Annotated in this window: 14 protein-coding genes; 10 read left to right on the plus strand and 4 right to left on the minus strand. The window is 75.7% G+C overall.

The genetic code is table 11. The features are described 5' to 3' along the window. The first annotated feature begins 167 nt into the window (after positions 1 to 167). The 3 genes from ACFWP2_RS25395 to ACFWP2_RS25405 all read left to right on the plus strand — a co-directional run bounded on the left by ACFWP2_RS25395 (position 168) and on the right by ACFWP2_RS25405 (position 3,498). Positions 168 to 1,187 carry an N-acetylglucosamine kinase gene (locus tag ACFWP2_RS25395; protein WP_380455248.1) on the plus strand — a complete coding sequence of 340 codons (1,020 nt, stop codon included), beginning with the start codon at positions 168 to 170 and terminating at the stop codon, positions 1,185 to 1,187. A 190-nt stretch (positions 1,188 to 1,377) separates the two neighbouring features. Further along, on the plus strand, positions 1,378 to 2,061 hold the full coding sequence (locus tag ACFWP2_RS25400) for a hypothetical protein (protein ID WP_380455250.1): 684 nt from the start codon (positions 1,378 to 1,380) through the stop codon (positions 2,059 to 2,061). 336 nt (positions 2,062 to 2,397) lie between these two features. Beyond that, the gene (locus tag ACFWP2_RS25405; RefSeq protein ID WP_380455252.1) at positions 2,398 to 3,498 is read left to right on the plus strand and encodes a hypothetical protein; all 1,101 of its coding nucleotides are present in this window, start codon (positions 2,398 to 2,400) and stop codon (positions 3,496 to 3,498) included. Between the two features lie 70 nt (positions 3,499 to 3,568). On the opposite strand, the gene ACFWP2_RS25410 is transcribed toward ACFWP2_RS25405, so the two are convergent. Both ACFWP2_RS25410 and ACFWP2_RS25415 read right to left on the minus strand, forming a co-directional pair. After that, positions 3,569 to 4,231 (minus strand): response regulator, encoded by a 663-nt coding sequence (locus ACFWP2_RS25410; protein ID WP_380455254.1) that lies wholly within the window; start codon positions 4,229 to 4,231, stop codon positions 3,569 to 3,571. Then, positions 4,228 to 5,472 carry a sensor histidine kinase gene (locus ACFWP2_RS25415; protein ID WP_380455256.1) on the minus strand — a complete coding sequence of 415 codons (1,245 nt, stop codon included), beginning with the start codon at positions 5,470 to 5,472 and terminating at the stop codon, positions 4,228 to 4,230. Before ACFWP2_RS25415 ends, ACFWP2_RS25410 begins: the two co-directional genes overlap by 4 nt. Positions 5,473 to 5,607: 135 nt before the next feature. On the opposite strand from ACFWP2_RS25415, the gene ACFWP2_RS25420 reads away from it, so the two are divergent. Both ACFWP2_RS25420 and ACFWP2_RS25425 read left to right on the plus strand, forming a co-directional pair. After that, positions 5,608 to 6,534: an ABC transporter ATP-binding protein gene (locus ACFWP2_RS25420; protein WP_380455258.1), complete on the plus strand. Its 927-nt coding sequence runs from the start codon at positions 5,608 to 5,610 to the stop codon at positions 6,532 to 6,534. Further along, positions 6,531 to 7,376 carry an ABC transporter permease gene (locus ACFWP2_RS25425; protein WP_380455260.1) on the plus strand — a complete coding sequence of 282 codons (846 nt, stop codon included), beginning with the start codon at positions 6,531 to 6,533 and terminating at the stop codon, positions 7,374 to 7,376. Before ACFWP2_RS25420 ends, ACFWP2_RS25425 begins: the two co-directional genes overlap by 4 nt. 83 nt (positions 7,377 to 7,459) lie before the next feature. On the opposite strand, the gene ACFWP2_RS25430 is transcribed toward ACFWP2_RS25425, so the two are convergent. Next, a complete protein-coding gene (locus tag ACFWP2_RS25430) occupies positions 7,460 to 8,023 on the minus strand; it encodes a DUF4291 domain-containing protein (RefSeq protein ID WP_380455262.1) in 564 nt (187 codons plus the stop codon). Between the two features lie 82 nt (positions 8,024 to 8,105). Next, positions 8,106 to 8,861, minus strand: coding sequence for a tyrosine-protein phosphatase (locus ACFWP2_RS25435; RefSeq protein WP_380455264.1), 756 nt, complete (start codon positions 8,859 to 8,861; stop codon positions 8,106 to 8,108). 245 nt (positions 8,862 to 9,106) lie between these two features. Here ACFWP2_RS25435 and ACFWP2_RS25440 point away from each other — a divergent pair, with 245 nt between their 5' ends. The 5 genes from ACFWP2_RS25440 (at position 9,107) to ACFWP2_RS25460 (ending at position 19,172) form a co-directional block, all read left to right on the plus strand. Further along, positions 9,107 to 9,874, plus strand: a complete 768-nt coding sequence (locus tag ACFWP2_RS25440) for a GntR family transcriptional regulator (RefSeq protein ID WP_380455266.1) — start codon at positions 9,107 to 9,109, stop codon at positions 9,872 to 9,874. Between the two features lie 70 nt (positions 9,875 to 9,944). Continuing rightward, on the plus strand, positions 9,945 to 11,093 hold the full coding sequence (locus tag ACFWP2_RS25445) for a PucR family transcriptional regulator (protein WP_380455268.1): 1,149 nt from the start codon (positions 9,945 to 9,947) through the stop codon (positions 11,091 to 11,093). 302 nt (positions 11,094 to 11,395) lie between these two features. Beyond that, positions 11,396 to 12,139: a hypothetical protein gene (locus ACFWP2_RS25450; protein WP_380455270.1), complete on the plus strand. Its 744-nt coding sequence runs from the start codon at positions 11,396 to 11,398 to the stop codon at positions 12,137 to 12,139. A 79-nt stretch (positions 12,140 to 12,218) separates the two neighbouring features. Continuing rightward, the gene (locus ACFWP2_RS25455; RefSeq protein WP_380455272.1) at positions 12,219 to 14,249 is read left to right on the plus strand and encodes a flotillin family protein; all 2,031 of its coding nucleotides are present in this window, start codon (positions 12,219 to 12,221) and stop codon (positions 14,247 to 14,249) included. Between the two features lie 162 nt (positions 14,250 to 14,411). Next, positions 14,412 to 19,172 carry a DNA repair ATPase gene (locus tag ACFWP2_RS25460; protein WP_380455274.1) on the plus strand — a complete coding sequence of 1,587 codons (4,761 nt, stop codon included), beginning with the start codon at positions 14,412 to 14,414 and terminating at the stop codon, positions 19,170 to 19,172. The last annotated feature ends 690 nt before the right edge of the window (positions 19,173 to 19,862 follow it).

A 19,862-nucleotide genomic window follows, 5' to 3' on the forward strand; every position in this document is an offset into this window, starting at 1 on the left:
CCCGCCACGCGCCCGCCCGGCGACCGGAGGGGGTCGCCGGGCGGGCTCCGCGAGGAGACCGTCCACCCCCGGCCGGGGACCCTTCGGCCGGGCTCCCCGGCCGGGACCACGGCCGGGCACCCGGCCGACGACCACGGCCCGGGCCACGTACGAGCCGCGGGAACCTGATGACCCACCAGCCCGAACCACTCCTGCCCGGCGTCCTCGCCATCGACGCGGGAAACTCCAAGACCGACGTCGCCCTGATCGGCGCCGACGGCAGCATCCTCGGCACCGCCCGCGGCGGCGGCTTCGCGCCGCAGAGGATCGGCGGCGCGGCGGCGGTCGCCGGCCTCGCCCCGCTGGTCGAGCAGGCCGCCGCCGCGGCCGGGCACCCGTCCTGGAACGGCGTGCTGACCAGCCACGTCAGCGCCTGCCTCGCCAACGCCGACCTGCCGGTCGAGGAGGAGGCCCTGCGGGTGGCGCTGGAGTCCCACCCCTGGGGGGTCAGCAACACCGTCGTCAACGACACCTTCGGCCTGCTGCGGGCCGGCACCGACGGCCCGCGCGGGGTCGCGGTGGTCTGCGGCGCCGGGATCAACTGTGTCGGCCTGCTGCCGGACGGCCGCACCGCCCGCTTCCCCGCCCTCGGCGAGCTCACCGGCGACTGGGGCGGCGGCTCCGGGCTCGCCGTCGCCAGCATGTGGCACGCGGTCCGCGCGGAGGACGGGCGCGGCGGGCCGACCGGGCTCGCCCGGGCCATCGCGGAGCACTTCGGCCTGCCCAGCGCCGGCGCCGTCGCCGAGGCCGTCCACCTCGGGCACCTCCCGAACGACCGGCTGCACGAGATAGCCCGGGTGCTGTTCGCCGTCGCGGCCGAGGGCGACGAGGTGGCGCTGGAGCTGATCGACCGCCAGGCCGACGAGATCGTCCGGCTCGCGGTGGTGGCCCTCCGGCGCCTGGACCTGCTGAAATCCCCGACCCCGGTGGTCCTGGGCGGCGGCGTGCTGGCCTCCCGTCAGCCGCTGCTGCTGGACAACCTGACCGCCCGGCTCGCCGCGGCCGCGCCGCTGGCCGAGCCGCGCGTCGTCGTCGCCCCGCCGGTGCTCGGCGCGGCGCTGCTCGGCCTCGACCACCTGGCGGCGGGCGCGCGGGCGCAGGCCCGGGTGCGCGAGGCGTACGAGGCCGGGCGTCCGGTGGCGGCCTGACACCCGCTCACCGACCGCCCTCCCCCGCCGGATCCGCACATCCGGCGGGGGAGGAAGCTGCGGACGGCGGGGAGGGACCCGCGGACGGCGGGGGAGGAATCCGCGGAAGGCGCCGGCGGGAACCGCGGGCCGGGCCCCGGTCGTGTCAGTCGGGTACCGACAACCACCACCGCCCGGGGAGACTTGTGCCATGGCCACGCCCCGTACCCTCCTCGCCGCCGCCCTGCTGGTCTGCGGCACCGCCGCCGTCCTCACCGGTTGCACGCCCGCCGACTCCGGCTCCACGGTGGCCGCCGCCTCCGCCGCCGCCCAGGCCGACGAGGGCGCGGACGACCTGCTGGACGAGGACGACCTCTTCTACGAGGACGAGGAGGACGAGGAGTCGTACTCCTCGGAGGCCGAACCCTCCGTGCCCGCCGGCTCCGCCGATCCTGCCGGGGAGCCGTCCGAGGAGCCCTCCGTGGAGTCCTTCGCCAGGCCTTCCGCCGGGCCTTCCGCCGAGCCTTCCGCCGGCGCCGAGTGCGCCTCCCCCACCCCGCACCCCGGGCACGAGGTCCTCCTCGTCGTCGCCGCCGGCCCGGCCGAACTCACCGCCCGGACCGCCCGCTTCAGCTGCGGCTCCGCCCGCTACGAGCCCGCCGGCGGCCCCGTCCGCTACGGCTTCGCGAGGGCCGGCGTGGCCGCGACCCTGGTCGGCGGCCCGCACGGCGACCCGGCCGGGACCGTCCCCCTCGACGCACTGCTCGCCCACATCGACGACTGCCTGGCCGAGCGCGAGCCGGCCGACCCGTACGGCTGCCACGGCAACGCCTACGACGTGGTGCTGGACTCCCACGGCCGGATCATGCGGATCGGCGAGGTCGAGGGCCCCTGACGGCGGTCCGGCGGCGCATACGGTGTAAGGACGCCTCTCAACTGTTGGCATTCGGCTGAGCTACGCGCATCGACCGGCCGCCCGCTGGGGGCTTTTGACGTTCGATACGTTCGCGCGGGACTTCCTTGGGGCGGGTCTTACCTCCTCCGTCGTTGACCCTGTTCCGGCGGCGGTGCTTTGCTTCCGGCCGTCGGCGGTAACCGGCTCGCGATCCCCACACCACCGGCGGTTCCTGGCGGACCGTCGGCGCCCGCGCGCTGCCGTCGGCCCATTTGTCCCCCACAGTGCCGCCGCGCCGTACCCCGGTGCGCCCGGCGCCAGAGAGGAACCCTCACGATGGGCATCTCCCCCACCTCCCGCCGGATGCGGCTGCGGGCCCTGACCGGGCTCGGCGCCCTCGCGCTGGCCGCCGCCGGCTTCGCGGCCGCTCCGGCCGCCCAGGCCGTCCAGGACGACCGGCCGGCCGGCGAGTTCGCCGGACAGCCGCACCCCTACCGGCACGGCGCGCACCCGGTCAAGGAGGCCGGCACCTCGGCGAAGCCGGCGAGCAACAACCTGAAGTACGGCGGCGGCGTCGACGGCATCGGCGTCACCACCGGCGCACCGAAGGTCTACCTGGTCTTCTGGGGCACCCAGTGGGGCACCCAGGGCACCGACGCGAACGGCTACACCACCCTGTCCGGCGACCCGAAGGGCGAGGCCGTCCGGGCGCAGCAGCTGTTCAAGGGCCTCGGCACCAACGGCGAGACCTGGTCCGGCGTCATGACCCAGTACTGCGAGGGCGTCGCCAAGGGCGCGACCAGCTGCCCGACCGGCTCCGCGCACGTCGGCTACCCGACCGGCGGCGCGCTGGCCGGCGTCTGGGTGGACTCCTCGGCCGCCGCCCCCGGCCAGGCCACCGGCAACCAGCTGGCCGCCGAGGCCGTCAAGGCCGCCGGGCACTTCGGCAACACCACCGCCGCCTCCAACCGCAACGTGCAGTACGTGGTGCTGTCGCCGACCGGCACCCACCCGGACGGCTTCAACACCCCGAGCGGCGGCTTCTGCGCCTGGCACGACTGGAACGGCGACACCACCCTGACCGGCGGCGCCGCCCCCTCCCCGTACGGTGACGTGGCGTTCACCAACGACCCGTACGTGACCGACATGGGCACCTCCTGCGGCCAGAACTACGTCAACAGCGGCAGCGCGGGCACCCTGGACGGCGTGACCATCGTGTACGGCCACGAGTACTCGGAGACCATCACCGACCAGAACCCGGCGGGCGGCTGGACGGACGCGACCGGGTACGAGAACGCCGACAAGTGCTCCTGGAACGGCGTCGGCGGGACGGGCGGCGCCCAGAACGTGGCGTTCGCGACGGGGTCGTTCGCCATGCAGGGCACCTGGTCGAACGGCGTCAGCGGCTGCCAGGTCTCGCACGCGATCGTCCACTGACGACCGGGTGCGGCGGGGGCGCCGGAGTGGGCCGTGCGGGCCCGCTCCGGCGCCCTTCCACGTGCCGGGTCTACGGGGCGACCAGACCGAACTCGTAGGCCTGGATGACCAGATGGACCCGGTCGCGGGCGTCGAGCTTGGTGAACAGCCGGGCGACGTGGGCCTTGGCGGTGCCCACGCTGATGGTGAGCTCGGCGGCGATCTCGGCGTTGGACAGGCCCCGGCCGACCAGGGTGAGCACCTCGCGCTCGCGCTCGGTGACGGCCTCGGCGACGGGTCTGCGGGGCCGGGCCGCGGGGGCGGCCTCCGGGCGGGCGGCGAACTCGCCGATCAGCCGGCGGGTGATGCCGGGGGCGAGCAGGGCGTCCCCGGCGGCGACGACCCGGATGCCGTCCAGGATGGTCTCCAGGGCGAGGTCCTTGACCAGGAAGCCGCTCGCCCCGGCCCGCAGCGCGCCGTAGACGTAGTCGTCGTCGTCGAAGGTGGTGAGGACGAGGACGTGGGTGGGCAGGTCCGGGTCGGCGGTGATCCGGCGGGTGGCCTCGATGCCGTCCGTGCCCGGCATCCGGATGTCCATCACGGCGACGTCGGGGCGCAGCCGGGCGACCAGCTCGACGGCCTCGGCGCCGTCGCCGGCCTCGCCGACCACCTCCAGGTCGGGGGCGTCGGCGATCAGCACCCGCAGGCCGGTGCGGATGAGCGGCTGGTCGTCGACCAGGACGACGCGGATCACGGTCCCACCTCCAGGGGGGTCTCGGCGGCGGTGCCGGCGCCGGTGTCGCCCACCGCCGCGTCGGGGAGCGGCAGCCGGGCGGCGACCAGGAAGCCGCCGCCGGGGCGCGGGCCGGCGCCGAACTCGCCGTGCAGCAGGGCGACCCGCTCGCGCATGCCGGCCAGGCCGTAGCCGGTACCCGGGGTGCCGGGGGTGCCCGTGGTGCCGCCCGCCGGCCCGGCGCCCGGGTCGGCCACGGTGACGGCGAGCTCCCGGGGGCCGTACGCGATCGTGACCTGGCAGTCCCGGGTGCCGGAGTGCTTGACCACGTTGGTGACGGCCTCCTGGACGATCCGGTAGGCGGCGAGGTCCACCTCGGGCGGCAGCGGACGGGCCGTGCCGCGCCGGGTGAGCTCCACCCGGACCCCGGCGCCCGCCGCCCGCGCCACCAGCCGGTCCAACTCGGCCAGCCCGGGCGCCACTTCGAGCGGCGCCGGCTCCCCCTCGCCCTGCCGCAGCGCGCCGAGCATCCGGCGCAGACCGGCCAAGGTCTCCCGGCTGGTGGCCTCGATCGCCTCCAGGGCGTTGCGGGTCTCGGCGGGCTGGGTGTCCATCACCCGGCTGCCCATGCCGGCCTGGATCGCGATGATGCCGATGTTGTGGGCCACCATGTCGTGCAGCTCACGGGCGATCCGCAGCCGTTCGGCGGTGACGGCCTGCTCGGAGGCCTTGCCGCGCAGCGCCTCGGCGTGGACGCGGCCCTGGTGCACGGTGTTGCCGACCAGCCAGGCGATCAGCACGGTGGCGGCGAAGCCCGCGTAGGCGAGCGGGTTGACGGGGTAGTCGTTGACGGCGCCCCAGGCCAGCAGCCCGGCGAGGGTGGCGAGCGGCAGTGCCAGGGCGGTGAGCGAGACGCGGCGGGAGCGGGTGGCCGCGCAGTAGCCGACCACCGCGTCGGCGATCAGGAACTGGAGCGGCGCCGCCTCGGGGACCTGCCACATCCCGAGCGCGAACATCCCGCCCGCGAGCGCCACCACGATGGCCGCCAGCGGCAGCCGCACCAGCAGCGACGCGACCAGGGTGGTGACCACCGCGGTGACCACCAGCGGCATGTCCTCGGGGTTGCCGTGGTACCTGAACAGGTGGTGCAGCTCGTTCTCGCGGGTGAAGCAGCGGAACCCCACCAGGGCCGTCCACAGCGCCCCCACCCACACGCCCGCGGGCAGGCGCCTGAGCAGCGGCGGACGGGGTTCGGTGATCATGACGGCGATGGTAGCCGCGGCCCGCGCGGGGGCGCATCGGCCCGGGGGCGTAATCCCCGGGGCCACTGCGGCGGCCCGCGGTTGTGGCCCGCGGCCCGATGCCCGGGCCGGGCGCCGACCGGCAGCGTTGCCCCCGTGATCGAGATCGAACGACTGACCAAGCGATACGGCGCCACCACGGCCGTCGACCAGTTGACCTTCACCGTCCGGCCGGGCGCCGTGACCGGCTTCCTCGGGCCCAACGGCGCCGGCAAGTCCACCACGCTGCGGATGATCCTGGGCCTCGACACCCCCACCGAGGGCGGCGTCACCGTGGCCGGCGTGCCCTTCGCGCACCGGCCGCGCGGCCTGCGGCACGTCGGCGCCCTGCTGGACGCGGGCGACGTGCACGGCGGGCGCAGCGCCCGGGCCCACCTCTCGGCGCTGGCCCGCAGCAACCGCATCCCGCTGGGCCGGGTGGACGAGGTGCTGGCGGAGGTCGGCCTCGGCAAGGCGGCCGGGCGGCGGATCGGCGGCTACTCGCTGGGCATGAAGCAGCGTCTGGGCATCGCCGGCGCGCTGCTCGGCGACCCGCCGGTGCTGCTGTTCGACGAGCCGCTGAACGGGCTGGACCCGGAGGGCGTGCTCTGGGTGCGCGGGCTGTTCCGGCGGCTCGCGGACGAGGGGCGGACGGTGTTCGTCTCCAGCCACATGATGGCGGAGATGGAGCACACCGCGGACCGGCTGGTGGTGATCGGGCGCGGCCGGCTGATCGCGGACGAGGGCCTCGCCGAGTTCTCGGCCCGCGACGCGGCCTCCTCGGTGGCCGTACGGGCGCCCGAACTCCCCGCACTGGCCGAGGTGTTGCGCGCCGAAGGGGCCGAAGTCGCCCTGGCGGAGGAGCGGTTCGGGGTCGTGCCGTCCGGGACCGTCACCGGGATGCCGGCCGCGCGGATCGGCGAACTCGCACTGCTGCACGGCGTGGTGCTGCACGAACTGGCCGCCCGGACTTCGTCGTTGGAGTCGGCGTTCATGACCCTGACCGCCGACAGTGTCGAGTACCCGGCTGGAGACGCCCGATGAGCACCGCGACCCTCGATCCCGCCGCCGAACCGGCGCCGCGGTTCCTCGACCTGATCGCCGCCGAGTGGATCAAACTGCGCTCGCTGCGCTCCACCTACTGGGTGCTGGCGCTGGCCTCGCTGGTGGCGATCGTGGTCAACGTGAACGCCGTCCACACCGACCTGACGTACATCGACCACCCGCCGCCGCGGATGCCCGGCCGGCCGCCGTACACCTACGACCCGCTGTTCCACGGCCTGGGCAGCATCGCCGGCGACCTGATGGCGGTCGCGGCCGGCAGCCTCGGGGCGATCACCGTGTTCGGCGAGTACACCACCGGGCTGATCCGCACCACCTTCGCCGCCGTGCCGGACCGGCGCGGTGTGATCGCGGCCAAGGTGGTGCTGGTCGGCGGGATCACCGCGCTCGCCGGGGTCGTGGTGTCGGCGGTCTCCTTCCTCGCCGTCAACGCGATGCTGGCCTCCCGGCACGTCGGGCTCTCCCTCGCCGACGAGGGCTGCCTGCGGGCCGTGCTCGGCTACGCGGCGATCGTGCCGGTCTGCGCGCTGATCGGGATGGCGCTGGGCGCGCTGCTGCGGCACGCCACCGCCTCGATCGTCTCGCTGGTGATGCTGATGTTCATCCTGCCGATGATGTTCGGCGGGGACCGCTACCGGTGGCTGAAGGAGATCGGCACCCACCTGCCGCTGGCCACCGTGCAGCGGCTCACCATCAGGCCTGGCTCCACGACCACGATGGGGAAGTACGCGCCGAGCGTGCCGGACTCGTGGATCACCATGGGGGTGTGGGGCGTGGCCGCGGTGGTGGTGACGGTGGTCGTGGTGCGGCGCCGGGACGTGTGAGGTCCCGCGCTGTCCCGGGCCGAGGCGCCGGGGCGTGCGAGGACCCGGGGCGCGTGAGACGCCGGGGCGTGTGAGGCGCCGCGCTATCCCAGGCCGAGGCGCCGCGCCGTCGCGGCGGGCAGCCGGTACGGGCGCTCGGGCGGCAGCAGCCGCTGGGCCTTCGCCGCCTGCCCGCCGCGGACCAGCGCGGCGATCCGCCGCACCCGCGGGGTGAGGTCGGTGAGTCCGACCACCCACTCCTCGGCGTAGCCGCGGATCAGCGAGCGGCCGATGCCCACCTGGATGCTGTAGTGGTTCAGCGCGGCCCCGCGCAGCGACCGTTCCGGGTCCCACTGCACGTGGACCTCGGCGCGGGCCACCTCGTCCGGGTGCGCGGTGGTCAGGACGGCGCGGGCGAGCGCCTCCTCCCAGCCCTCGCGGGTGATCCGTACCGCCAGCACCCTGGTCTGTCCCGGCTTCTGCGCCCAGTTGCTGCGGTGCATCAGCCAGCGGAACGAGGGCTTGATCCACGTCATCCGGTGGAAGTCGAAGGGCGCCGTGAACCGGCCCGCCGCCAGCGCCGCGTCGGCGACGGCCGGCGGGTACGCCTGGTAGAGCACGATCGTCCGGTCGTCGTGGTCGGCGCGGATCTCGCGCAGTGCGGTCATCTCGCGGCGCCCCTTCCCGTCCGGTCACGTCCGTCCGGTCACGCTGCCGGCGCGGTCGGTGCGGCGCAACGGGATTTCCGGCTCAGGCCGCGGCGGCCTTGGCGTGGAAGGCGCCGAGGGTGGCGGCCGGGACGCCGCAGCCGGGCAGGAAGGAGGCCGCGCCGCCGTGGTGGGTGCGGACGCGGTCGAGGAAGACGGACATGGCCTCGGCCGGGGCCTCCAGGAGGGGCGCGGGGATGGTGAGGTTCCGGCCCCGGGAGTCGGTGACCCGGGAGGTGGTGCGGTCGTTGAGGGCGGTGCGGTGGCGTTCGGCGAGGCCGGCGAAGATCTGCGGGAGGGCGTCGGCGGTGCGGGTGTAGTCGGCGACGATGCGCTCGGCGGGCACGCCGAGGAGGTCCAGCAGGAGGGCGGTCAGCAGGCCGGTGCGGTCCTTGCCGGCGGCGCAGTGCAGCAGGACGGCGCCGGGGCGGACGGTGGCGTCGACGGCGGCGGCCACCGCCTCGGGCGCGGACTCGGCCAGCAGGACGTAGAAGTCGCCCAGGTCGGCGGCCGTGGCCATGGTGCTCATCCGCGCGGTGAGGGCGTCGGTGGCGGGGTTCACCGGGGCGGCGACGACGGATATCCCGGCGGCCGCGGCGGCGGCCCAGTCGGCGGGGTCGGTCTCGCGCGGGTCCCGCAGGTCCACGATGGTGCGGATGTCGCAGCCGCGCAGCTGGGCGACGGTGGCCTCGTCGGCGGCCGGGAACGGCTGGGCGGAGCGGTACAGCACACCGGGACGGACCCGCCGGCCCTCGGGGTCGCCGAGGGCGGCGGCGTCGCGGAAGTTGACCAGGGACATGCGGGAGGCCTTTCGGTGGAGCCGCACCCGGGGAGGCGAACATGCGGAGCGGAGACATCTAGACGTCTAGATGTGTAACCCGTTCCGGGGTCGCCGGGCAAGCCTCGATCGGTGCATCCCTCCATCCCACCCCCGTCGGCGGGCCACGGCGACCCGGGGCGGTCACGGGCGGCACGGGCGGCCACACAGCCGTCGGTGGCACGGAAGGCCCGGGCGGCACGGGCGGGCTCCGTAGGATCGGGCCCGTGGCGACGAACCCCCCGAGCTCCCCGAACACCCCGGTGTACCGCCGCCTGGCCCGCCGGCTCCAGGAGCGCGTCGACGCCGGCACCTACCCGGCCGGCACCCGGCTGCCCAGCGAGTCCGAGCTGAGCGCCGAGTTCGGCGTGAACCGGCTGACCGTACGGCAGGCGGTGGCGGAGCTGGAGCGGGCCGCCGTGGTGGAGATCCGCCGGGGCGTGGGCACCTTCGTCCGCCCGCCCGCCGTCCGGGTCTCGATCGCCGTGGACCCGCGCAGCCAGCGCTTCGACCTCGGCAGCGTGCCCACCGCGCTGCCGAACGAGGAGGGCACGGACGGAGAGTTCGTGGTGGCCGCTCCGCCCGTCACCGGCTCGCCGCAGGACGCGGAGGCGGCCCGCCAGCTGGGCCGCACCCCGGCGGAGCTGTCCCGGGTGGAGTCGGTGATCCGGCTGGGCGGGCGGGCCCGGGCGGCGTGCAGCTACTGGGTGGCGTTCGGCCCGCTGCCCGCCGAGCTGGTCCGCCCGGGCCGCCCCGGGAACCTGGTGCCGGACCTGGCGCGGGCCGCCGGGGTGGAGCTGGAGTACGACTGGCGGGCCTTCGGCGCCGTCGGCGCGGACCTCGCGGACGCCGACCTGCTGGGCGTCCCGCCGGGCACCGCGCTGCTGGTGCGCGAGGGCGTCAGCTGCACCCCGGACGGCACTCCGGTCCTGTACGTGCGGCGCCGGATCGACGGCAGCAGCGCGCGCTTCGTCCTGCACTTCCGCGACCGGTGACGCGGACCGGTGGCACAGCCGGTGACGCGGCCGGTCGGTGCCCCGGCCCCCCTGATAAATTCAGCGCCGAATGACCAGGTCGTACGGGGGTTGGCAGAACACGGTGACCGAGGAGATCGACTACGACATACCCGCCGAGCTGGCCGAGGTCTACCTCGTCCTGCTCGCCGACGTCTCCCGCACCGGGCGGCTTCCGCGCCGCGAGGAGCTGGAGCGCCTGCGCAAGCTCGGTGAGCACTGCGCGGAGGCCGGGTACGGGCTGCGCGAGGTGGTGTCGCACTGTCTGGCCGCGGCCCGGCGCGCCTGGCAGACCCTGCCCGGGACGTCCGCCGCGAGCAGCGTCGGCGAGCTGCGCCGGATGGGCGACGCGGTGCTCTCCGCCACCGACGCCGCACTGGCCGCGCTCGGCGAGGGCCACGAGCGGGCGCAGCGCCTGGCCGTCCGCCAGGAGGAGGCGGCCCGGCGGGAGTTCATCGACGACCTGCTGTTCGGCCGCAGCGACCTCGGGCTGCTCGCCGAGCGCGCGGAGCGGTTCGGGCTTCGGCTGGCGGGCTCGTACACGGTGGCGGTCGCGGTGGGCGAGGAGCCGTTCGCGGACGTGCATCCGCTGGTGCACCGGGTGGAGCGGGAGCTGGCCGGGCGGTTCGGCGAGCGGGACGTGCTGCTGGCCGGCAAGGACGGCCGGCTGGTCTGCATCGCCCCGGACTCCGAGCGGGCCGTGCTGGAGGCCTTCGCCGAGCTGACGCTGCGCCCGGGGCCCGGTTACCGCCCGGTGCGGCGGGTGGCCACCGGCCGCCGGCACTCGGGCCCCAGCGGGGTGCTGCGCAGTTACGAGGAGGCGCTGGACGCGCTGGACTACGCGTACCGGCTGGACCTGCCGGCCCGGCAGCTGCGGGCCGAGGAGCTGCTGGTCTTCCCGGTGCTGATGCGCGACCGGGCGGCCATGGCCGACCTGGTGCGCAGCGTGCTCGGCCCGCTGACCGAGGCGCGCGGCGGCGCCCGTCCGCTGCTGGACACCATCGCGGTGCAGGCGGAGGCCGCGTACGTGAACGCGGAGGCGGCGCGCCGACTGGGCCTGAGCGTGCGCACGCTGGGCTACCGGCTGGAGCGGATCAAGGCGCTCACCGGGTACGACCCGGCGGACGCGCTCCAGCGCTTCACCCTGGAGACGGCGGCCATGGGGGCGCGGCTGCTGAACTGGCCGGAACAACCGCTGTAGTCCCGGCTCGGCGGCTGCGGTCGGCCGTCATGGCTGCGGCCCGCCGTTGCTGTGGTCGGCCGCCGTGACTGTGGTCCGCCGTTGAGGACCTGTCGCCGCAAACCCGCGGGGCGGCGTCGGTGCCGTCCGGCGGCCGTTCTGTTGCCCAGCTGTTGCAGTGTCACGCGGGCCGTGCGTACCAGGGTGTCAAGGGGGCGTAAAGATTGCCGGATCCTGGCAATGTGCGGCGGGCGGCGGCACTGCCATGATCTCCCCGGCGCCGAAGCGCGGCGCCGACGGGAAGACGGGGGAGCGTGGCCGGGGTGGGGGGATTCTTCGCGGCCGCGCTGGCCTTTCCGACGGCGCTGTTCAGCTTCGCGCTGGTGGTGGTGGTCGGGTACTGGTTGCTGATGCTGCTGGGCGGCCTGGTTCCCGGCGCCGTGCACGGGGGGCACGGCGGCGGGCACCATGGGGACGTCGGGCACGCGGGGCACACCGGGCACCTCGGACACGGGGGGCACGGTGCCGGGGGGCACGGTGCGCACGGGGGGCACGGTGCGCACGGGGGGCACGGTGCCGGCGACGGGTCCGACCGACAGGGGGCCGGCCACCACGCGGGCGTGCTGGACGCGCTGGGGCTGGGCGGGGTGCCCGTGACGGTGGCGGTGTCGCTGCTGGTCGCGCTCGCCTGGTTCGTCAGCCTCTCCGGCACCGTCCTCACCTCGGGGGCACCGGCGCGCGGCGGCGTGTTCGTCGTCGCGCTGGTCGCCTCCTGGGCGGGCACCCGGGCACTCGTCCGGCCGCTGTCGCGGCTGTTCCCGCAGGACCGGCCGGCCACCCGGGCGGACTTCGTCGGCCGGGTCTGCGTGATCCGGACCGGCCGGGTGACGGCCGACTTCGGGCAGGCCGAGGTCACCGCGGAGGACGGCTCCACCGCGACCGTCCAGGTCCGTACGGCGACACCCGAACCGGCCCTGACGGCCGGGCGGACCGCCCTGATCTTCGACTACGACGCCGAGGGCGAGCACTTCCTGGTGGCACCCTTCGACCCGCCGCCCGTTTCCTGACGCACGGTCAATTCACTTTCGCTTCCTCTCCTCCCACTTCTCCTCGCACCAACTCGCCATCTCGTCAAAGGACTCCGTGATGGACACCATCGCCGTGGGTTTCGGCGTGCTCGTCGCCGTCGTGCTGCTCATCCTGCTCGCCATGCTGCTGTTCGTGGGCCGCCTGTTCCAGAAGGTCGAGCAGGGCAAGGCGCTGATCGTCTCCCGGACGAAGAAGGTGGACGTGACCTTCACCGGCGCGATCGTCCTCCCGGTGCTCCACAAGGCCGAGTTGATGGACATCACCGCGAAGACGGTGGAGATCCACCGGGCCGGCCGGGACGGCCTGATCTGCCGGGACAACATCCGCGCGGACATCCGGATCTCGTTCTTCGTCCGGGTCAACAAGACCGTCGAGGACGTGGTCAAGGTCGCCCAGTCGATCGGTACCGTCCGGGCCAGCGACCCGCAGGCGATCCAGGAGTTCTTCGCCGTCAAGTTCGCCGAGGCGCTCAAGACCGTCGGCAAGCAGCTGGACTTCACCGACCTGTACACCCACCGGCACGAGTTCCGGGACCAGATCATCGCGGTCATCGGCACCGACCTCAACGGCTACACCCTTGAGGACGCGGCCATCGACCACCTGGAACAGACCCCGATGAACCAGCTGGACGCGGACAACATCCTGGACGCCCAGGGCATCCGCAAGATCACCGAGCTGACGGCGATCGAGCACGTGCGCACCAACGAGTACCAGCGCCACGAGCAGAAGGAGATCACCCGGCAGAACGTGGACGCCCGGGAGGCCGTCCTGGAGCTGGAGCGCCGGCAGGCCGACGCGGAGATCCGCCAGCGCCGCGAGATCGAGACCCTGCGGGCCAAGGAGGACGCGGTGATCGCCCGGGTGCAGGAGGAGGAGCGGCTCAACGCCCAGACCGCCTTCCTGCGCACCGAGGAGCTGCTCGGGGTGCAGCGGGAGAACCAGGCCCGCGAGGTCGCGGTGGCGCAGAAGAACCGCGAGCGGGTGATCGCGGTGGAGAACGAGCGGATCGAGAAGGACCGCCTGCTGGAGGTCGTCGGCCGCGAGCGGGAGACCCAGCTCGCCACGATCGCCAAGGAGAAGGAGGTCGAGTCCGCCAAGCGCGAGGTCGCCGACGTGGTCCGCGAGCGGGTCGCGGTGGACCGCACCGTCGCCGAGCAGGAGGAGGCCGTCAAGACGCTGCGCGCCACCGAGGAGGCCGAGCGGGTCCGCAAGGCCGTCGTGATCCAGGCCGAGGCCGAGGCGCAGGAGAAGCTCGTCAAGGACATCAAGGCCGCCGAGGCCGCCGAACAGGCCGCCGCGCACAAGGCCCGCGAGGCGCTGGTGCTGGCCGAGGCCCGGCAGCAGGCCGCCGAGCTGGACGCGGCCGCCAAGATCCGGATGGCCGAGGGCGTCCGGGCGGAGGCCGCCGCCGAGGGCCTGGCCCGGGTCCAGGTCCGCGAGCAGGAGGCCGCGGCGGTGGAGAAGGTGGGCCGCGCCGAGGCCGTCGTCCAGACCGAGAAGGCCAAGGCCGCCGCGCTGGAGATCGGCGGCCGGCTGAAGGCCGAGGCCGAGGGCCTGACCGAGAAGGCCGCGGCGATGGCCAAGCTGGACGAGGCCTCGCGCGGGCACGAGGAGTACCGCCTGCGGCTGGCCGCCGAGAAGGACGTCCGACTGGCCGGGCTGGACACCCAGCGGCAGATCGCCGAGGCCCAGGCGGCGCTGGTCGCGGCCGGGCTGGAGAAGGCGAAGATCGACATCGTCGGCGGGGACTCGATCTTCTTCGACCGGCTGGTGCAGTCGGTGTCGGCGGGCAAGAGCGTGGACGCCTTCGTCGGCCACTCGCAGACCGCGCAGACCCTGGCCGGGCCCTGGCTGGACGGGCGGGCCAGCTTCACCGAGGACCTCACCCGGGTGCTCTCCTCGGTCTCCACGGCGGACGTGCAGAACCTGACGGTGTCCGCCCTGCTGATGAAGCTGATCGGCTCGGGCGCCGGCGACCAGGCCGGGCAGCTGCGCCAACTGCTGGAGTCGGCGCGGCAGCTGGGCGTCGCGGAGACCCCGCTCGGGGCGCTGGCCGGCCCGCTCGCCTCGGCCAACGGCTCCAAGTGACCGGCTGAGCGACCGGGCGGCCCGCCGACGCCGGAGCGAGCGGTACGACCGGGCGATCCGCCGATCGACTGCCCCGACTGCCTCGACTGCTTCGACTGCTTCGACTGCCCCGACTGCTCCGACTGCTCAACCGATCCACCGATCCGACTGAGGAACGTGACCGTGACCGTGGACGCCCTCGACGCCCGGCTCGACGCCGGAACCTACGAGGTCCTGCGCGACCGGCTCGCCCGAGCCGCCGCCGAACTCGCCGACCGGGCCCAGGCGTTGAACGCCCGCCGGGTCGCCGAGTTCGGCGGCGGGGAGCTGCGGCTGGCCGGCACCGGGCGGCTCACCACCGCCCGGTCCTGCCTGCCGCAGGACCTCACCGCCGTCGGCGGACTGCTGCTGCTCGGCACCCGGCCGGTCGAACCCGCCGACGGCGCCGGGGACTTCGACGACGTCTTCGGCCTGCACCACCCCGACCTCTCCCCCGCGCCCGCCGAGGGCACCCTGCTGGACGACCCCCGGCTGCGCCAGGACCTCGCCGATCTGCGGCGCTACTTCCGCGACGCCCGCCTGGAGCGGCTGCGTCCGGCGGACGGCCGGCTGCTCGCCGTCTTCCGCACCGGCCCGGCCGCCGCCGACGTCCGGGTGCTGCGCTGGCGCCTGGACGGCGGCCTCGCCGACGACGCGCAGCCGTCCTACCTGGACGGGCGCGGCGAACGCGACCACACCCCCGCCGACGGGCAGCAGCTGCCCTGGACCGCCCTCACCCGGGACGACCAGCTGCCCGCCGGCCCCGGCCGCCCGCCCCGCGCCGACCTCGCCGGAGAGCTGCTGGTCGGCGTCGACGGCGGCCGGCTGACCATCGCCGCCCCGGACGGCCGGGAGCTGCACCGCGAACCGCTGGCCGAGGCCCTCCAGACCCTCGCCGACGCCCGGATCGCCCACGCCCGGCTCGGCACCCTGCTGCTGGTGCGGGTGCGCCCGTACCAGGAGGAGACCGAGCGGCACCTGGTGGTCCACCTGCCCACCGGCACCGTCACCCGCATCGACGCGCTCGGCCAGGCCTGCCTGCGGCTGCCCGCCGACCAGGGCGTGGCCTTCCCGGGCGGCTGCCACCTGGTGGACGGCACCGTGCGCGTCTTCGACCAGCCGGTCGACGGCCTGGTGTACGAGCGCACCGTCCTGTCGCCCAACGGCGAGGACGTGCTGTACGAGTTCCGCTCCCCCGCCGACGGCCGCGCCCTGCTCCAGCCGTACAACAGCGTCCGCCAGGAGGCCGCCGCCCCGCTCCCCTGCCAGGGCTACGCGCTGCTCGCCGACGGCACCCTGATCGCTCTGCGCCCGGCCGAGGACGGGCCGGCCCGGCTGCACCCCGTCCAGCTCTGGCAGACCCCGTTCACCAGCGAGCGGTTCGCCGCGCAACAGCCGCCCGGCAGCGGCCCGTTGGCCCGGATCGGCAACGCCGACCTGGTCCGCGGCCTGGCCGACTGCCTGGCTCTGGCCCGGCTGGCCGCGGCCGGCGCCGACACCCCGGCCGGCCACCAGGCCGTCCTCGCCGCCTGCACCCGCACCGCCGACCGGCACCACTGGCTCGGCCAGAGCGGCCTGGGCGACCTCGCCGCGCCGCTCGCCGAGATCCGCGACACCGCCCGGCAGGTCGTCGCCGAGTACGAGGCCGTCGCCCAGCTCACCGCGCACGCCGCCCGGCAGACCGAGGAGGCCGCCGAGCACGTCGAGGGCCTGCTGCGCACCGCCCGCGGCGAGACCCTCGCCGACGCCGCCGAGTGGGTCGACCGGCTGGCCGGGCTGCGCCGCGCCCAGGGCCGGGTCGAGGCGCTGCGCGACCTGCCGCGCGCCGACGCGGAGCGGATCGACGCGCTCGCCGCGCACCTCGCCGAGGGCCTGGCCGAGGCCGCCGACCGCGCCGTCGTCCAGCTCGCCGAGCCGACCGCCTTCGAGCCGCACCGGCGGCGCGCCGACGAGCTGGCCGAGCGCTGCGCCGCCATCGCCACCGCCGCCGAGGCCGAGCCGCCGGCTCTCGAACTGGCCGCCCAGAGCGAGGCGTTGCAGACCGTATCGGAGCTGGTCGGCACCCTCGACCTGGCCGACGCCACCACCCGCACCGCCATCCTCGACCGGCTCGCCGACGTGCTCGGGCTGCTCAACCGGGCCCGGTCCGCGCTGACCGTGCGCCGCCGGGAGCTGCGCACCCGCGAGGCCGCCGCCGAGTTCGCCGCCGAGACCGCCCTGCTCGGCCAGGCCACCACCGCCGCGCTCGCCGCCGCCGACACCCCCGAGGCCTGCGACGAGCAGCTCGGCCGGCTGCTGCTGCGGATCGAGCAGCTGGAGACCCGCTTCGCCGACGCCGACCCGGCCCTCGGCGAGCAGCTCATCGCCCGGCGCACCGAGATCCACGACGCGCTCACCGCCCGCCGCCAGCACCTGCTGGAGGAGCGGGCCCGGCGCGCCGACCGGCTGGCCGCCTCCGCCGGGCGCGTCCTCGACACCCTGCACCGCCGGCTGGCCGCGCTGGACACCGCGGAGGAGATCGAGGCGGCCTTCGCCGCCGACCCGACCGCCGTCAAACTCCGCGACCTGGCCCGGCAGTTGACCGCGCTCGGCGACCGGGTCCGGGCCGAGGAGCTGACCGGACGGCTGCGCGCGGCGCGCGGCCGCGCCCAGCGGGCGCTGCGCGACCGCGCCGAACTCGCCGGGGACGGCCCCGGCACCCTGCGGCTGGGCCGGCACCTGTTCGCCGTCACCACCCAGCGGCCCGAACTCGCCCTGGTGCCCTGGCGCGGACGCCCCGCCTTCACCCTCACCGGCACCGACTACCGCTCCCCCGTCACCGACCCGGCCTTCGCCGCCACCGAGCGGTACTGGGACCGGCCGCTGCCCTCGGAGACCCCGCGGCTGTACCGCGCCGAGTACCTCGCCGCGAGCCTGCTGCCGGCCGCCGAGGCGGCGGCGCTGTCCACCGACGGCGACCTGCTGGAGTACGTCCGGCGGGCCGCCGAGCAGCGCCCGGACGAGGGCTACCAGCGCGGCGTGCACGACCACGACGCCGCGCTGCTGCTCCGCACCCTGCTCCGGCTCGGCGCCGAGGCCGGGCTGCTGCGCCACCCGGCGGGCGCCCGGGCCGCCGCACAGCTGTACTGGGCGTACGGCGCCGACGAGCGCCAGCGGCTGCTCTGGCACACCCGGGCCCGCTCGCTGGGCCTCGCCCGGGACGCGTTCGGCGGCGCCCCGGCGCAGCCCGCGCTGGCCGCCCTGGACGCGCTGGCCGCCGAACTCTCCGCCGCCGTGGCCGATTTCGTCCCGGGCGCGGAGCCCGCCGGCCCCTACCTGGTGGCCGAACTGGCCGCCGCCGCACCCAGCTTCGCCCACTCCTCGGGCGCCGCCGCGCTGCTCGACAAGTTCCGCGCGGCGCCCGAGTCGGCCGGCCTCACCGAGGCGCTGGCCGCCCTGCCCGACGACCCCGGGCTGCTGCCCGTACGGCGCCAACTGGCCACCGCCTGGCTGGAGTCCGGCGCCGCCGACGCCGACCCGGCCGACCTCGCCGAGGCCGCCGCCGCACTCCTCTGCCCGTCCCTGCCGCGCCGGCCCGCCGAGGGGTCCGTGAGCGCCCGGGTCACCGGGCTGCTCGGCGACCACCCGCGGCTCGCGGGCGGCGCGCTCGACCTCCGCCTGGACGAACTGCTCGCCAACGTACTGGAGTTCGATCGGGTCGAGGTGCCCGGCTACCGGGCCTACCAGCGGCTGCGCGGCGAACTGCTGGCCGCCGAGCACGCCCGGCTGCGGCTCGACCAGTACCGGCCCGCCCCGCTCAACGGCTTCGTCCGCAACCGGCTGATCGACCAGGTGTACCTGCCGCTGGTCGGCGACAACCTCGCCAAGCAGCTCGGCACGGCCGAGTCCGGCGGCCCGGTCGACCGCAGCGGCCTGCTGCTGCTGGTCTCCCCGCCCGGCTACGGCAAGACCACCCTGGTCGAGTACCTCGCCGAACGGCTCGGCCTGCTGCTGGTCTCCGTCAGCGGCCCCGCGCTCGGCCACCGGGTCACCTCGCTGGACCCGGCCGAGGCCCCCGACGCCACCTCCCGACGCGAGATCGAGAAGCTCAACTTCGCCCTGCACGCGGGCGACAACGTGCTGCTCTACCTGGACGACGTCCAGCACACCTCGCCCGAGTTCCTCCAGCGCTTCATCCCGCTGTGCGACGCCCAGCGCCGGATCGACGGCGTCTGGGACGGCGAGGCCCGCGAGTGGGACCTGCGCGGCAAGCGCTTCGCCGTCGTCATGGCCGCCAACCCGTACACCGAGTCCGGCCGCCTGTTCCGGCTGCCCGACATGCTCGCCAACCGCGCCGACGTGTGGAACCTCGGCGACGCCGTCGCCGGGCGCGAGGACCTCTTCGCCCTCAGCTTCGTCGAGAACGCCCTGCCCGCCAGCCCCCACCTGGCCCCGCTCGCCACCGCCGAGCGCGCCGACCTCGACACCCTGCTCGCCCGCGCCGGCGGCCTGCCCGGCGGCACCCTGGCCGGCGCCTGGCCCGCCGCCGAGGCCGAGCGGATGACCGCCGTCCTGGCCGGACTGCTCCACCTGCGCACCACCGTCCTGGCCGTCAACCGCGCCTACCTGGCCTCCGCCGCCCAGGACGACCGCACCCGCACCGAGCCCCCCTTCCTCCTCCAGGGCTCCTACCGCAACATGGCCAAACTCGCCCAACGCCTCGACCCCGCCCTCACCCGTCCCGAACTCGACGCCCTCCTCACCGACCACTACCGCGCCGAGGCCCAACCCCTCGGCGCCGAAGCCGAGGCCCAGCTCCTGAAGCTGGCGGAGCTGCGAGGCACCCTGACCCCCGAGCAGTCGGCCCGCTGGACGGACCTGAAGCACTCCTGGCGGGAGCGCGGGCGGACCACCGAACGCCCTTGACCGAAGGGCACTTGGGATCGACTAGCCCCCACCGCCAAAGCGGTCCTGTCACCCGATGACTTCCCCGTCCAGGGAATCCGGGCGCGGCTGGTGCCCGGGGAGCGCTCGATCGGGCTGTTCCGCCGCTGGGGCGGCAGTTCCACCCCGGGACCTACCCCGCCCCCGGGTTCCACTCCGAGCGCGGCCCCGGGCTCCTGACCGGGCCGGACGGCGGCGGCTGAGCCCCGGCGGGTGCGGCCGGCGGCTCCCGGACCGGATCGGGCAGCCCGGGGACGGAGCGCCCCTCGGACTGCCAGCGGCGTACCAGCTCCGTGTAGATGGGCGTCTCCGGACCGGGTTCCGTGATCGGCGCCACCGGTCGCACGAGTACCACCGGCGTCACCAGCGTCACTGCCGTCGCGGGCGTCCACGGCTGTTCCGGCGGCCTGTCCGGGACGCCGTGCAGGATCGTTTCCTCACCCGGCCGTTGTTCCGGTACCGGCGGCCTCCCGAATCCACTCACACCCACCCAACGCACCCCGCCCGCGCCGGGACACGGCCACGTCAACCCGGCGCGCCGCAGGTCAACCCCCTGCGGGGCGCGGCCGGGGGGGGGGGGGGGGGGGGCCCCCCCCCCCCCCCGCCCCCGCCCCCCCCCCCCCCCCCCCCCCCCCCCCCCCCACCCCCCCCCCCCCCCCCCCCCCCCCCCCC

The organism is Kitasatospora sp. NPDC058444, assembly GCF_042721415.1.
Lineage (GTDB): Bacteria > Actinomycetota > Actinomycetes > Streptomycetales > Streptomycetaceae > Kitasatospora.

Excerpts from the sequence above, each read along its gene's own strand:
- ACFWP2_RS25435 (WP_380455264.1), bottom strand. The coding sequence starts at position 8,861 with ATGTCCCTGGTCAACTTCCGCGACGCCGCCGCCCTCGGCGACCCCGAG.
- ACFWP2_RS25395 (WP_380455248.1), top strand. The coding sequence starts at position 168 with ATGACCCACCAGCCCGAACCACTCCTGCCCGGCGTCCTCGCCATCGAC.
- ACFWP2_RS25445 (WP_380455268.1), top strand. The coding sequence starts at position 9,945 with ATGACCAGGTCGTACGGGGGTTGGCAGAACACGGTGACCGAGGAGATC.
- ACFWP2_RS25405 (WP_380455252.1), top strand. The coding sequence starts at position 2,398 with ATGGGCATCTCCCCCACCTCCCGCCGGATGCGGCTGCGGGCCCTGACC.
- ACFWP2_RS25415 (WP_380455256.1), bottom strand. The coding sequence starts at position 5,472 with ATGATCACCGAACCCCGTCCGCCGCTGCTCAGGCGCCTGCCCGCGGGC.
- ACFWP2_RS25430 (WP_380455262.1), bottom strand. The coding sequence starts at position 8,023 with ATGACCGCACTGCGCGAGATCCGCGCCGACCACGACGACCGGACGATC.
- ACFWP2_RS25455 (WP_380455272.1), top strand. The coding sequence starts at position 12,219 with ATGGACACCATCGCCGTGGGTTTCGGCGTGCTCGTCGCCGTCGTGCTG.
- ACFWP2_RS25425 (WP_380455260.1), top strand. The coding sequence starts at position 6,531 with ATGAGCACCGCGACCCTCGATCCCGCCGCCGAACCGGCGCCGCGGTTC.
- ACFWP2_RS25400 (WP_380455250.1), top strand. The coding sequence starts at position 1,378 with ATGGCCACGCCCCGTACCCTCCTCGCCGCCGCCCTGCTGGTCTGCGGC.